The sequence below is a fragment of the Haloarchaeobius sp. FL176 genome, assembly GCF_024609245.1.
Taxonomy (GTDB): domain Archaea; phylum Halobacteriota; class Halobacteria; order Halobacteriales; family Natrialbaceae; genus Haloarchaeobius.
The window spans coordinates 46,611-60,469 of sequence record NZ_JANJYH010000005.1 but is presented as its reverse complement, the minus strand read 5'-3'; the positions used below and the strand labels follow the sequence as shown (position 1 = coordinate 60,469).

At 69.5% G+C, this 13,859-nt stretch carries 16 protein-coding genes; 13 read left to right on the top strand and 3 right to left on the bottom strand.

All coding sequences use genetic code 11. The features are described 5' to 3' along the window. The first annotated feature begins 2 nt into the window (after nt 1-2). Nucleotides 3-500 (top strand): NYN domain-containing protein, encoded by a 498-nt coding sequence (locus tag NO978_RS10905; protein ID WP_257299621.1) that lies wholly within the window; start codon nt 3-5, stop codon nt 498-500. A gap of 28 nt (nt 501-528) precedes the next feature. Here NO978_RS10905 and NO978_RS10900 read toward each other — a convergent pair whose 3' ends face one another. Further along, nucleotides 529-705, bottom strand: a complete 177-nt coding sequence (locus NO978_RS10900; RefSeq protein WP_175526452.1) for a hypothetical protein — start codon at nt 703-705, stop codon at nt 529-531. Between the two features lie 173 nt (nt 706-878). On the opposite strand from NO978_RS10900, the gene NO978_RS10895 reads away from it, so the two are divergent. From NO978_RS10895 to NO978_RS10885, 3 genes are all read left to right on the top strand, one after another. Continuing rightward, complete coding sequence (locus NO978_RS10895) at nt 879-1,352, top strand: PUA domain-containing protein (protein WP_257299620.1); 474 nt, start codon at nt 879-881, stop codon at nt 1,350-1,352. A gap of 93 nt (nt 1,353-1,445) precedes the next feature. Continuing rightward, complete coding sequence (locus tag NO978_RS10890) at nt 1,446-1,844, top strand: nascent polypeptide-associated complex protein (RefSeq protein WP_257299619.1); 399 nt, start codon at nt 1,446-1,448, stop codon at nt 1,842-1,844. Further along, nucleotides 1,841-2,563, top strand: coding sequence for a tRNA (adenine-N1)-methyltransferase (locus tag NO978_RS10885; RefSeq protein WP_257299618.1), 723 nt, complete (start codon nt 1,841-1,843; stop codon nt 2,561-2,563). Before NO978_RS10890 ends, NO978_RS10885 begins: the two co-directional genes overlap by 4 nt. A 98-nt stretch (nt 2,564-2,661) precedes the next feature. On the opposite strand, the gene NO978_RS10880 is transcribed toward NO978_RS10885, so the two are convergent. Then, nucleotides 2,662-3,492, bottom strand: a complete 831-nt coding sequence (locus NO978_RS10880; protein ID WP_257299617.1) for a M48 family metallopeptidase — start codon at nt 3,490-3,492, stop codon at nt 2,662-2,664. Nucleotides 3,493-3,843: 351 nt separating this feature from the next. Between NO978_RS10880 and dapA the strand changes: the two genes are divergently transcribed. From dapA to NO978_RS10835, 9 genes are all read left to right on the top strand, one after another. Next, a complete protein-coding gene (dapA, locus tag NO978_RS10875; protein ID WP_257299616.1) occupies nt 3,844-4,773 on the top strand; it encodes a 4-hydroxy-tetrahydrodipicolinate synthase in 930 nt (309 codons plus the stop codon). Continuing rightward, a complete protein-coding gene (dapB, locus tag NO978_RS10870) occupies nt 4,773-5,549 on the top strand; it encodes a 4-hydroxy-tetrahydrodipicolinate reductase (protein ID WP_369684138.1) in 777 nt (258 codons plus the stop codon). Before dapA ends, dapB begins: the two co-directional genes overlap by 1 nt. After that, nucleotides 5,546-6,373: a 2,3,4,5-tetrahydropyridine-2,6-dicarboxylate N-succinyltransferase gene (locus NO978_RS10865; protein ID WP_257299615.1), complete on the top strand. Its 828-nt coding sequence runs from the start codon at nt 5,546-5,548 to the stop codon at nt 6,371-6,373. Before dapB ends, NO978_RS10865 begins: the two co-directional genes overlap by 4 nt. Then, a complete protein-coding gene (lysA, locus tag NO978_RS10860) occupies nt 6,370-7,701 on the top strand; it encodes a diaminopimelate decarboxylase (RefSeq protein ID WP_257299614.1) in 1,332 nt (443 codons plus the stop codon). The genes NO978_RS10865 and lysA overlap by 4 nt, the downstream gene beginning before the upstream one ends. Continuing rightward, entirely contained in the window at nt 7,698-8,576 is an 879-nt protein-coding gene (gene dapF, locus NO978_RS10855) for a diaminopimelate epimerase (protein WP_257299613.1), read from the top strand. Before lysA ends, dapF begins: the two co-directional genes overlap by 4 nt. Next, nucleotides 8,576-9,691, top strand: coding sequence for a M20/M25/M40 family metallo-hydrolase (locus NO978_RS10850; protein ID WP_257299612.1), 1,116 nt, complete (start codon nt 8,576-8,578; stop codon nt 9,689-9,691). The genes dapF and NO978_RS10850 overlap by 1 nt, the downstream gene beginning before the upstream one ends. 299 nt (nt 9,692-9,990) lie before the next feature. Continuing rightward, a complete protein-coding gene (locus NO978_RS10845; RefSeq protein WP_257299611.1) occupies nt 9,991-10,941 on the top strand; it encodes an ABC transporter ATP-binding protein in 951 nt (316 codons plus the stop codon). Next, on the top strand, nt 10,941-11,729 hold the full coding sequence (locus NO978_RS10840; protein ID WP_257299610.1) for an ABC transporter permease subunit: 789 nt from the start codon (nt 10,941-10,943) through the stop codon (nt 11,727-11,729). Before NO978_RS10845 ends, NO978_RS10840 begins: the two co-directional genes overlap by 1 nt. Then, nucleotides 11,726-12,325 carry a TetR/AcrR family transcriptional regulator gene (locus tag NO978_RS10835; protein WP_257299609.1) on the top strand — a complete coding sequence of 200 codons (600 nt, stop codon included), beginning with the start codon at nt 11,726-11,728 and terminating at the stop codon, nt 12,323-12,325. The genes NO978_RS10840 and NO978_RS10835 overlap by 4 nt, the downstream gene beginning before the upstream one ends. Nucleotides 12,326-12,328: 3 nt before the next feature. Here NO978_RS10835 and purB read toward each other — a convergent pair whose 3' ends face one another. Then, a complete protein-coding gene (gene purB / locus NO978_RS10830) occupies nt 12,329-13,708 on the bottom strand; it encodes an adenylosuccinate lyase (protein WP_257299608.1) in 1,380 nt (459 codons plus the stop codon). Between the last annotated feature and the right edge of the window lie 151 nt (nt 13,709-13,859).

The following is a 13,859-nucleotide window of genomic DNA, read 5'->3' as shown; positions in this document are numbered from 1 at the left end:
CCATGACCGAGATTCATCCGGGCCAGCGCGTCGCCATGCTCGTGGACGCGCAGAACCTCTACCACACGGCACAGAGCATCTACACGCGCAACATCGACTACTCCGCCCTGCTGGAGAAGGGGGTGCAGGACCGCGAGCTCACCCGGGCTATCGCCTACGTCATCCGTGCAGATTCGCCCGAGGAGGAGAGCTTCTTCGATGCGCTGGAGGACATCGGCTTCGAGCCGAAGATCAAGGACATCAAGACGTTCTCGGACGGTTCGAAGAAGGCCGACTGGGACGTGGGACTGAGCCTCGACGCCGTCACGCTCGCGAAGAAGGTCGACACGATGATCCTCTGTACAGGCGATGGCGACTTCTCGCGGCTCTGCTCGCACCTGCGTCACGAGGGGGTCCGCGTCGAGGTGATGGGCTTCGAGAGCTCGACGGCCGACGAGCTCGTCGAGGCGACTGACCGGTTCATCGACCTCTCCGAGCGGCCGGAGACGTTTCTACTCTGAGGCTGCGAACCGGAGAAGTGCCGCCCGTTCAGACGGGGCGGCCGCCCTCGGACGTACCGACGAGCAGCGCGCCGGCCGCCATCGCGAGCGAGGCGGCACCGCCAGCGAGCACCGGGATGGATGTTCCGGGTGTACCCATCATGAGCAGAATGGCCGAGCTCAGGAACAGCAGCACCGCCCCGAGCGCGATCTTGGTCGTGTTCATTTCGTATTGTGACTGGGAGAGCGACTGGATATATGTTTCTCTCCGTCTCAGCTTCGAAGAATGGTACCAGGGCTCATGGTCTGGAGTGACAAACTCTCCGCGGTGGTGGTTCCCGCCGACCGGCCCGTCGTCGGTTCGACACGCGTTTATCCACGGCCGCGAAACTCCGGGGCATGAGCGACGAGGACCACGACGTCCCCGACCTGCGGACGCTCGCGGACTACCAGTTCGGGGCCGGTGCCGGCACGGCGCTGTTCCCCGCCAGCGACGACCTGGAGGTCCGTCGGACCAGCTCCGGCCGACCCCAGCAGGTCATCGCCGACGAGGGCCGGCTGGTCAGCCACGGCGTCGACGGCCGGTTCACGCTCGGGCTCGCCGGCGGCCACCGGCTGCACGACGCGCTCGACCACCCCACCGCCCGGGTCGTGGTCGGCGACGACAGCGAGCCGTTCGTCCGCGAGGGCAAGAACGTGTTCGCGAAGTTCGTCCGCGACGTCGACCCCGCAGTCCGGCCGGGCGACGAGGTGTGCGTCGTCCACCACGACGGCCACCTGCTCGCGGTCGGCCGCGCAGAACTCGATGCGGGCTCGATGCTTGACTTCGGTAGCGGCATGGCAGTCTTCGTCCGCACCGGCGCGAGCGACTGACCGACCGGAACGGTACCAGCCGACAGCGACGGCGACCCCCGCGCAGCCTTGCAGTTCGTCATGTTTTTGCCGATACGGGCAGTCGTTTCGGGTATGTTCGGAGGAGGCGGCGGGCTCAACCCCCGCAAGATGAAGCAGATGATGAAGCAGATGGGGATCGACGTGACCGAGATCGACGCCGAGGAGGTCATCATCCGTACCGAGGACCACGACCTCGTCTTCGACGACGCCGAGGTCACGAAGATGGACGCCCGTGGACAGGAGACCTACCAGATCGTCGGTGACCCCACCGAGCAGGCACAGGGCGAGCTGGCGTCCGCCGATGCCGACGCCGGCGCTGACGCTGGCGACGCGGACGACACCGACGAGGGCATCCCGCAGGACGACATCGACATCGTCGTCGCGCGCACCGGTGCCCGCGAGGACGAGGCCCGCGCCGCGCTGAAGGCCAACGACGGCGACCTCGCCGCGGCCGTCGACCAGCTAGAGTGAGCGTCGTCCTCGTCCACGACGACCGGGAGTACCTCGTCGCCCCCGGCGACGAACTCCAGACCGACCTCGGCGTGCTGGATGTCCCCGAGGACCCCGAGCCCGGCACCGTCCTCGAGACGCATCTCGGCGAGCCGTTCACCGTCCGCGCGCTCCGTGGCCCCGACCTGTTCAGCCACTTCGAGCGCACCGGTGCCCCGATGATGCCCCGTGACATCGGCCTCGTCATGGGTGAGACCGGCGTCGGCCAGGGCGACCGCGTCCTCGACGCCGGCACCGGCACCGGCGTCCTCTCCGCGTACCTCGCCCGCGCCGGCGCGACCGTCACCACGTTCGAGCAGGACCCCGAGTTCGCCGATGTCGCCCGCGAGAACATGCGCCTCGCAGGCGTCGACGACCGCGTCGACGTCCGAAGCGGCGACGTCCGTCCGCACCTCGACGACCTCGGCAACTTCGACGTCATCACGCTCGACACCGGCGACGCCGCCGACGTGGTGGCGCGCGCCCCAGGACTGCTCGAGAGCGGCGGCTTCGTCGCCGTCTACTCCCCGTTCGTCGAACAGACCCGGGCCGCCGCCGAGGCCGCCCGCGACGTGGGCCTCTCCGGGGTGACGACCTACGAGACCATCCAGCGGCAGATGCAGTTCGACGACCGTGGCTCCCGCCCATCGACGCGCGGCGTCGGGCACACCGGCTACCTGACGTTCGCGCGGCACGAGTAATCGTTCGCTGCTGCGGTATCGTTTTCCAGGCAGTCCTCCGACAGCCGTGGGACCCGCTGCGCGCACTCGAACGTAGAACCGAAAACCAGGGGCCGAGTTCAGCTCTGCAGCCGCTCGATGCGCTTCTCGACCGGCGGGTGGGTCGCGAGGATGCGCCGGAGGAAGCTCTTGTCGCTGTCGAAGATACAGAGCGCCGCGGTGCTGCTGTCGATGGCGGTGTCGTCGACGTTCTCGCTGGTGACCTGAATCTTCTTCAGCGCACGGGCGAGGGGGTCGCCGCTGCCGACGTACTGGCGGGCGTCGGCGTCGGCGACGTACTCGCGGTACCGGGAGATGGCGAGCACGAACACCATGACGAGCATCTGGGCGACCATGCCGGCGAGCCAGCCCAGAACCCAGTCGACGATGGCGTTGTCGCCCGCGAGGATGACGATCCACTGGATGGCGATGCCGATCATGGCGGCGATGGACTGTCCGACGACCATCGTCACCACGTCGCGGTTCTTGATGTGCGCGAGCTCGTGGGCGAGGACGGCCTCGACCTCGTCCGGTTCGAGCACCTGCAGCAGCTCGGTGGAGACGACGACGACACCCGCGCCCTTGCGCCCGGTGGCGAAGGCGTTGGGGACGCCCATGCGTGCGAGCTTGAGCTTGGGCTTCTTGATATCCATCTCCTCGGAGAGGTCCTCGACCATGCGGTGTATCTCGCGGAACTCCTCCTCGGGCATGTCCTGTGCGCCGACGCTGCGGAGCGCGGCCCACTTGCCGATCTTGTACTGGACGCCGACGAACAGCAGCGTCCCGACGGCGACGAACGGCCAGACGCCGGTGCCGAACACGCTGAGCGCGACGAGCGCCAGCGCGGAGTAGAAGCCAAACAGGACGGTGCCGACGAACGCCATCCTGAGCTTGAGGCCCGTGTGTTGCATATCCGGCGGGTAGCGGCCCACGCCTGATAAATGGCGTCCAAACGTAGCACGGGTCCGTCAGCCGCGTGCGAACCGCAGCCACGGCACAGCGACCCATGTCACTTCCTTCGACCCGTGACAGCTTCTGCCGGTCAGCACAAGCGTTATACCGGTCGCGCTCCGTGAACCATGTGATGATAGACGCCGCTCCCGGCCGGGCTCGACCCGAGCAGAGCGGCGCGTTCGGTTTCGGCTTTACAGGGAAATTCTACACACGGTAAGTGCTCGGTGCGGGCGTGGCGACCCCGTTCCGGGTGCACTCGACTTCTGAACCGTGTGACGACCGACGACTCCCGACGAAACCCGAACGAAATGACGACAATCGAACTCAGTGGCGTCTACCCCGCCATCACGACTCCGTTCCACGACGACGGCAGCATCGACTACGACACACTCTGCGCGAACGTCGAGCGCCTGGAGACCGCAGGCGTCGACGGCATCGTGCCCGTCGGCTCGACCGGTGAGTCCGCGACCCTCAGCCACGACGAACACGTCGACGTGGTCGCGGCCGTCGCCGACGCTGTCGACGACGTGCCAGTCATCGCCGGCTCCGGCAGCAACAACACCGCCGAAGCGCTGTCGCTCTCGCGCCGCTCCGTCGAGGCCGGTGCCGACGCACTCTTGCTCATCTCGCCGTACTACAACAAGCCCGAGCAGCGCGGCCTGGTCGAGCACTACCGCACCATCGCCGACGAGGTGGACGTCCCCCAGATCGTCTACGACGTTCCCTCGCGCACGGGACAGGGGCTCTCGCCCGACACCGTCGTCGAGCTCGCGAGCCACGAGAACGTCGCGGGCTTCAAGGCCGCAAACGGCGACCTCGGGGCCATCAGCGAGGTCTGCGAGCGCACCCGTGACGAGGCGTTCGCGGTGCTCTCCGGCGACGACGGCCTGACGCTGCCCATCTGCTCGGTCGGCGGCGTCGGCACCATCTCGGTGGTCGCGAACGTCGAACCCGAGCGGACCTGCGCCATGGTCGGTGCGGCGCTGGCCGGCGACTACGAGCGTGCCCGTGCCATCCACCACGAGCTCGCCCCGCTCACCCGCGAACTGTTCGTCGAGACCAACCCAATCCCGGTGAAGGAAGCGCTCCACATCCGGGGCCACGCCCCGCCGCACCTCCGGCTGCCCCTCACGCGGCTCTCCGAGGAGCACGTCGAGCCGCTGGCCGACCTGCTGGCGGACCTCGAAGACGACGGGGCCGACGACGGGGACGACCACCTCGCGGAGGTGGGCAACTGATGCGACTGGCCGTCACGGGCGCGTCCGGACGGATGGGCGGCGAGGTGCTCGCCGCCGCGGCCGACCGCGCGGAGAGCGTGGTGCTGGCCGTCTCGTCAGACCCCGAGGCAGTCGACCCGGTCACCGTCGACGTGGACACCGCGGTCGTCCACGACGCCGACCTCGCCGACGCGCTCGCGGCACACGAGGTCGACGTCCTCGTCGACTTCACCGCGCCGGCCGCCCTCGCCGACTACGCGGCTGCCTGCGTGGACGCCGGCGTCGCGCTCGTGACGGGCACCACCGGACTGACCGACGACGGCCGGGCCGCACTGGCCGACGCGGCCGACTCCGTCCCGGTCCTGCACGCGCCGAACTTCTCGAAGGGCGTCGCCGTCCTCACGCAGCTGGTCGGGGACGCCGCCGCCGCGCTCGCGGACTACGACGTGGAGCTCGTCGAGGCGCACCACGACGGCAAGACCGACGCTCCCTCCGGCACCGCACTGTCGCTGCTCGACGCGGTCGACGAGGCTCGCGGCGAGTCGCCGCGCGTCCACGGTCGCGAGGGCGAGGCACCGCGCTCCGAGGAGGAAGTCGGCGTCCACGCCGTCCGCGCGGGCGACGTGACCGGGATGCACGAGGTCTGGCTCGCCGGCGGCCGCGAGGAGCTCCGGCTCACCCACCGCGCCGAGTCGCGCCGCGTGTTCGCGGAGGGCGCGCTCGACGCCGCCGCGTGGCTGGCCGGTCGCGACGCCGGCCAGTACGAGTTCGAAGCGGTTCTGGAGGTGGACGCATGAGTCTCGAAGCCGATATCCGGAACCTCTGGGCAGCGCACGAGGCCGGCGAGCTCGACACCGACGCCCCGGAGACCCACGACGTGCTCCACGCGCTGCTGGACGCGCTCGAGGATGGCGAAGCCCGGGCCGCCGAGAAGGTCGACGGCGAGTGGGTGGCGAACGAGTGGGTGAAGCAGGGTGTCCTCCTGAACTTCGTCTGCCACGACATCGCCGCGTACGACTACGGCGGCGTCACCTACAACGACGTACTCCCGCTGCACGACACGAGCGATCTCGGCGCGCGCGGCAGCCGGAACACGCCCGACGGCACCGTCGTCCGGGCGGGCGCACACATCGGCGCGGACTGCATCCTGATGAGTCCGAGCTTCGTCAACATCGGCGCACACGTCGGCGACGGCACGCTCGTCGACTCCTGTGACACCGTCGGCTCCTGCGCCCAGATCGGCGCGGACGTCAAGCTCGGCGCGAACACGCTCGTCGGCGGCGTGCTCGAACCCGTCGAGGGTGCGCCGGTCGTCGTCGAGGACGGCGTCTCGCTGGGCGCGGGCTGCCGAGTCACCTCGGGCTTCGTCGTCGGCGAGAACTCCGTCGTCGGCGAGAACACGCTGCTCACGCCCAGAATCCCGGTCTACGACCTCGTCGAAGACCAGGTGCTGTACGGCGAGCTACCGCCCGAGCGCCGGGCGTTCCAGCGGTTCGTCGAGTCCTCGCTCGGCGAGCACGACCTCATCGACGGCGGCGCGTACAAGCCGGCCGTCGTCGCGACCGGACTGGAGGCCGAGACGCTCGAAGCCACCCAGCGCGAGGAGGTGCTGCGCGAATGAACGGCGAGGTCGCGCGGGACGACCGCGACGAAGCCGGGGGGGACGCTGACGGCAGCGCCGCCGCCGGCGCGCCGTTCGACGACGGGCCCGCGGCCGACGGCGGCCCGGACATCCGTCGCCTCGACGACTGGGACGCGGACGTCCTGCGTGACCTCGTCACCGACTTCGGCGGCCCGCTGTACGTCCTCGACATCGACCGCGTCAGGGAGAACTACCGCCGGCTCGCGGCGGCGTTCCCCGGCGCGGACGTGTACTACGCCGCGAAGGCCAACGCGCTCGGTCGGGCGCTCTCCGCGCTCGCCGACGAGGGCGCGGGCGTCGAGTGTGCGAGCGCCGGCGAGGTGCTCCGGGCGCTCGACGCCGGCGTCCCCGCCGAACGCGTGCAGTACACGGCAGTCAACCCGCCGGCGCGCGACCTCGATCTCGTCGTCGACCGCTGGCGCGAGCACCCCGAACTGACCGTCACGGTGGGGGCGCTCGACACGCTCGACCGGCTCGCCGAACGCGGCTACGACGGCCGGTGCTGTCTGCGGGTCACGCCCGGCGTCGGGGCGGGCCACCACGAGAAGGTCCGCACCGGCGGCGACGCCACCTTCGGCGTGCCCTACGACCGGGCACTCGACGCACTCGACACCGCCGACCAGTACGGCTTCGACGTGGTCGGGGTCCACGCTCACGCCGGATCGGGCATCACCGACGCCGAGGACCTCGCGGCCCACCGCGAGCTCGTGGGTCGGATGGGCGACCTCGCCCGCGAGGCCCCGTTCGACCTGGAGTTCGTCGACGTGGGCGGCGGCTTCGGCGTCCCCTACCACGTGGATGACGACCCGCTCGACCTCGACGCCGTCGCCGAAGCCACCCGCGACGCCCTCGGCGACGTGGACGCGACGCTTCGGGTCGAGCCCGGCCGCTACATGGTGGCCGACGCGGGCGTCCTGCTGACCACGGTGAACACGGTCAAGGAGACGCCGGACACCGTCGTCACCGGCGTCGACGCCGGCATGACGACGCTCGCGCGCCCCGCGATGTACGGCGCGTCCCACGCGATTCGGAATCTCTCCGCGGACGGCCGCGAGACACTCGCCCAGACCGTTGCCGGCCCCATCTGCGAGAGTTCGGACACGTTCTGTACGGACCGCCCGCTCCCTGCCCCGGAGCGCGGCGACGTACTCGCCGTCGGCAACGCCGGCGCGTACGGCTACGAGATGGCGAGTCACTACAACTCCCGCCCGCGACCAGCCACGGTCTCAGTCGCGGCGGGGACGGCGACGCTCGCGCGACGGCGCGAGACGCTCGCCGACGTCACGAGACCGGAGGTACCAGAATGAGCATCTCACAACGACACGTACGATACGGCAAGTACCACGGCACCGGTAACGACTTCATCGTCGTCGACGCGGACGAGTACGTCCCGGACCGGGGCGCGTTCGCGGCACACCACTGCGATCGCACCGACGGTATCGACGGCGACGAACGACGCGGCGCGGACGGCGTGCTCTTCCTCGCGCTCGAGGAGAAGTACAGCCCGCCCCGCGTCGTCATGACGCTCGTCCAGCCCGACGGCTCGACCGCCGAGATGTGCGGCAACGGCGCGCGCGTCGCCGCCGAGTGGGCGATGGCTCGCACCGGCGCGACCGAGGTCATGATCGACACCCAGGCGGGCACGCGCCACGCGCGACGGGTTCCCGTCGGCGACGGTGACGACCTCGTCGCCATCGAGATGGGCGAGCCCTCCTTCGCACCGGAGGTCGTCCCGCTGGACCGCGACGAGCCGCTCGTCGAGGGTCAGCTCGAGGGCTACGCAGTCACCGGCATCAACACCGGCGTGCCGCACGCGGTCGTCTTCGTCGACGACGTGGACGCGGTGGACCTCGAGTCCGACGCGCCCCCGATCCGCCACCACGACGTCTTTCCCGAGGGCGCGAACGTCACCTTTGCCGCGCCAGGGAACGACGGCGGCTACGTCCAGCGCACCTTCGAGCGCGGGGTCGAGGGCGAGACGCGCTCGTGTGGCACCGGCGCGGTGGCTATCGCCGCCGTCGCCGACCACCTTGGGCGTTGCGAGGACGACATCGTCACCGTCTCGCCCCCGGGCGGGGAGCTCAGCGTCGAGGTGCCGAACGACGGACCAGCCGTCCTCTACGGCCCCGTCGCCCACGAGTTCGACGGCGAGGTACCGGTGACGCCGCCGGCGGCCGACTGATGGGCGGGGCGTTCGATCCCGTCGAGTTCCTGCACCGGGCGGTACCGGTCGCATCCCACGAGGACGTCTCCGAGATGCGGACGCTCCTCGTGGACGAGATAGCGAAGTACGGTGTCGACGCACGTGTCGACGACGCGGGCAACGTGCTTGCGACACGCGGCTCGGGGCAGCCGCACGTCGTCCTGAACACCCACATCGACACCGTCCAGCCGCACGTCCCCTACGAGTACGACGCCGAGGCCAGCGTGATTCGGGGGCGCGGCTCCTGCGACGCGAAGGGACCACTGGCGGCGCTGCTCGCGGCCTTTTTGAGGACGGACCCCGGCGACGGCCGGGTGACGCTCGCGGTGACACCCGACGAGGAGGTGCTGTCGACCGGCGCACACCACCTCGTCACGGGAAAGGACGGTGGGCCAGTCCCAGCAATCGCCGACGCGGACGCCGTCGTCGTCGGCGAGCCGACCGACCTCGACGTCTGCACCGCGGCGAAGGGGCGGTTTCAGGGCACCGTGACGCTCTCGGGCGAGAACGCCCACGCCGCGGAACCCGACTCCGGCGTGAACGCCGTGGGCGCACTCGCGCCCGTGCTCGACGCGCTGGGGACGTTCGACGAGCGTGAAGACGCGCCTGGCCGGCACCCACAGCTCGGCGGGGCGACGCTTACCCCGACGACCGTCGAGGGCGGAACGGCGACGAATCAGGTACCAGCCGCGGCACAGCTGGTGCTGGACCGCCGGTCGGTCCCCCCCGAGACCGCCGATGGCTTCGGGGCGGCGCTACTGTCGCATCTCCGTGCAGCAGTGCCCGCCGCTGTTGGGGTCGACTTTGCCTTCACCGACCGGGAGACGCCGTTCCTCGGACCGTGGGCAACAGACGAGGAGGCCGCCATCGTGCGAGCGATGCGCGAGGCCGGTGCTGCCGAGGTCCGGCCGTTCGCTGCGGCGACGGAGGCGTCGTACTTCGCAGAGCACGCGCCAACCGTCGTCTTCGGCCCGGGGGTGCTGGCCGACGACGAGGGCGCGGTCGCCCACGCGCCGCGGGAGTACGTCACCGTCGATGCCGTGGAGCAAGCGGCGGCGGTGGTGACGGCGGCGGTCGACGCCCTCGTCGGTTGAGCGGCGGCGCTGTTGCTCGCGGTTGCGGGTTGCGAACAGGCGGCACGAGCTTCTCCGTTCCGGGTGTGCCACGCTCCCGCCCAGGCCACGGAACGGCGGTGTTCAGACCACGCCCCGTCTGGTGGCGTGCTGGGGTTTGAACCCTCGTCCAGCAGGGCGCTGGACGAACGAGAACTTTCGTGTATTCTGTTGTTTCTTTTGGCGAAGGTGAGTGCCGATATTCGAACTGAGAAGCCGTCTGAAGTGCCAAAAATAACCGAACAGAGTCTTTATGAGTTCACGTGTCGAACTGTCGAGTAATGAGCGCGATATCGGTGAACGGGCTGACGAAGGAGTATGGCGACGTGCTCGCCAACGACGCGGTGTCGTTCGACGTCGAGGCGGGCGAGACGTTCGGCTACCTGGGGCCCAACGGAGCCGGCAAGACGACGACCATCCGGACCATCATGGGATTCCAGTCCCCGACTACGGGGACGGCGACGGTGCTCGGCGCGGACGTGCGCGACGAGGCCGCGCTCGTCGAGGCCAGGGAGAACGTCGGCTACCTGCCGTCGAATCCCGGGTTCGACGAGACGGCGACCGGGATGGAGATACTCGACCTGCACGCGTCGGTCAAGGGTGACGCGCGGCGCGAGGAGCTGCTCGAGCTGTTCGAGGTGCCCGTCGACCGCAAGATCCGGGGCTACTCGACCGGCCAGACGCAGAAGCTCGGGCTCGTGCAGGCGTTCATGCACGACCCGGACCTGGTGGTCATGGACGAACCGACCGCGGGGCTGGACCCGCTCGTCCAGCAGCGATTCAACGAGTTCGTCCGCGACGAGACGGCCAGCGGGACGACCGTCTTCCTCTCCTCGCACGTCCTGAGCGAGGTGCGACGGGTCTGTGACCGGGTGGGCATCATCCGCGACGGTCGCATCGTGACCGTCGAGCGCGTCGGCGACCTCCTCGACCGCAGCGGCAAGTTCGTTCGGCTCGGCGTCGCGGGCGAGGTGGCGATGGACGACGTCACACTCGACGGCGTCCACGACCTCTCCGCCCGGCCCGTCGAGGGCGTTGCCGCGGGTGCGCCGGCCGGCGGCGGGAGCACCGTCGCCGGGACGGCGACGGAGCTCACGTTCACGTTCACCGGTGACCTCAACGCGCTGGCCGACTTCGTCGCGGAGTTAGACGTGCTCGAACTCGACATCGAGGAGGCCCCGCTGGAGGAGATCTTCATACGGTTCTACGACGACGAACAGGTGAGCGCCTGATGTTCGAGTTCGCGTGGTACAACGGCCGCCGCCGGATCAAGGGGGCGGGGGCGCTCACCGTCGGCCTCGGGCTGCTGACCGCGTTGTACGTCTACATGTTCCCGACCATCACCAGCGAGGTGAACCTCGACGAGTACGCCGAATCGTGGCCGCCCGCGCTCCGGGAGGCGTTCGGCGTGGAGTCGCTGAGCACCATCGAGGGGTTCCTCGCGACGGAGCTGTACGCGTTCGGCTGGGTTATCCTGCTCGGGCTGTACGTCGCCTACAGCGCGGCATCGCTGGTGGCCGACGACGTCGAGCACGGCCGGATGGACATGACGCTATCACTGCCGGTGACCCGCTCGCGCGTGCTGCTGGAGACGTTCGCGTCGATGCTCGTGCCGGTGTTCCTGGTGAACCTGGCGATGCCCGTCATCGTCTACGTCGGCGTGGCCGCCATCGACGAGTCGATCCCCGTCGCTGACCTCGTGATGGTCCACGCGCTGTCCATCCCGTACCTGCTCGCGGCGGCGGCGGTCGGGCTCGTGGCGTCGGTCACGTTCGACCGGGCCGATATCGCCCAGCGTGCCGCGATGGGCGTCGTCTTCGGACTGTTCCTCGTCGACTCGGTCACCTCCGGGACCGACTTCTCGTGGCTCGGGGCGCTCTCGCCGACGCGTTACTACGACCCCGCCGAGATTCTGGTCCGCAGCACGTGGGACCTCCAGGGGGCGGCGCTCCTGCTCGGTGTGACCGCGGTGCTCGTGCTCGTCAGCCGTGAACTGTTCCGGCGGAAGGACATCGCATGAGCAGCGGGTTCAGCGACACCGAACGCGAGCGCATCCGCGAGCAACTCGTCGACGAGGGCCGCGAGCTGTTCAGCCGCTACGGCCTCTCGAAGACGACCCTCGCCGACCTCACCGAGCCGGTCGGCATCGCCACGAGCACGTTCTACCAGTTCTTCGACTCCAAGGAGGCGCTCTACCTGGAGATTCTGGACCGCGAGGGCGAGCGACTGCTACCGGAACTGCTCGGACCGTTCGAGGAGCACGACGACCCAGAGGCGGCCATCGTCGGCTTCCTCACCGCACTGATGGACGAGATAGAGACGAACCCGCTGGTCCGCCAGCTGGTCATCGACACCGACGAGTTCGACCGGGTCCGCGGACATCACACCGAGGCGGAACTGCGCGAGGAGCGCGAGCAGTCGCTCGCGTACTTCCTGCCGTACGTCGAGGCGTGGTACGAGGCGGGGAAAGTCGAGGGGCCGAGCCCGGAGGTCGTCGCCAACGCCATCCGGTCGGTGTCGTTCCTGACGCTACATCAGGACGACATCGGGCAGGACCGGTACCCGGAGACCCGGGCTCTGGTCATCCGTGCGGTCGCGAAGGGGCTGACGGCGTAGGGACTACTCCAGCTCGTCGACCAGCTCGCTGCCGACGCCGACGTAGCCGGCGGGCGTGAGCGCGTGCAGCTCCGCGCGGACGTCCTCGTCCACGTCGAGGTCGTCGAACAGGTCGTGGAAGTCCTCGATGGTGACGCGCTTGCCCCGCGTGAGTTCCTTGACGCGCTCGTAGGCGGCGGTGTCGCCCTCGCGCCGCAGGATGGTCTGGACGGCCTCGCCGATGATCTCCGGCGTCGATTCGAGGTCCTCGCGGGCGACCTGTGCGTTGGGGACGACCTTCGCGAGCCCGCTCTGGGTCTTGTCGTAGGCGACGAGGCAGTGCGCGAACGCCGCGCCGATGTTGCGCTTGACCGTCGAGTCCGAGAGGTCGCGCTGGAGGCGGGAGGTGGTGACGTAGTCGGCGAGGAACGTCAGGTCGGAGTTGGCCTTCGAGAGGTTGCCCTCGCTGTTCTCGAAGTCGATGGGGTTGACCTTGTGCGGCATCGTCGACGACCCCGTCTCGCCCGCGGTGGCCTCCTGGCCGAGGTAGCGCTTCGAGACGTAGAACCAGGCGTCGCGGTCGAGGTCGAGCAGGACGTTGTTCGCGCCCCGCACCGCGTCGAACACCGCGGCGAGGTCGTCGCAGGGGTTGACCTGCGTCGTCAGGGGTTCGTGCTCGAAGCCGAGGCCGGTGACGAACTCGCGGCTGAACGCACGCCAGTCCACGTCGGGGTAGGCGGCGACGTGCGCGGCCAGCGTGCCGGAGGCCCCCCCGAGCTTGCCGGTGATCTCCTCGCTTGCGGCGCGGATGCGGGCCTCGGCGCGACCGAGCCGGGCGGCGTAGACGGCGAACTCCTTCCCGAAGGTGGTGGGCGTCGCGGGCTGGCCGTGAGTGTGTGCGAGCATCGGCACGTCGCGGTGCTCGCGAGCCATCTCCGTCAGCGTCCCGCGGATGGACTCGAGTTCGGGCAGGAGCACGTCTTCGACGGCACCGCGGACGAGCAGCCGGTGGGCGAGGTTGTTCACGTCCTCGCTGGTCAGCCCGAAGTGGATCCACTGCGCGGCATCGAGGTCGTCGGGGAGGTTCAGGCGGACGAAGTACTCGACGGCCTTCACGTCGTGGTTCGTCGCGGAGAGGTCCTCGTACCCCTCCGTCTCGATGGCCTTGACGAGCTGGGCGTCCTCGCCGTCCCAGTCCTCGTAGAGCGAGCGGAGCGCGGCGCGCTGGTCGTCGTCGATGGACAGCGGCGTGGCGCCGAGGTCGGCGAGCGCGAGCAGGTACTCGACTTCCACGTGCACGCGGGCACGCAGGAGCGCGGACTCGCTGGCGTACGGCGCAAGCGGACGTGTGCGACCGGCGTAGCGGCCGTCCAGCGGCGAGACGGCGTCGAGAGGGTCGGGCATACGCGTCACTGCTCGCCGACCCCGAAAAAGCGTGTCGGATGTACCCTGCCGCGAGCCATGTTTCTATGCACGTTCATGGTTATTCAAGGCGGTTGAGGGCACCGAGACTGGTCGGTGGGTGCATAGAATCTCGTCGTGGACCGCAACTCCT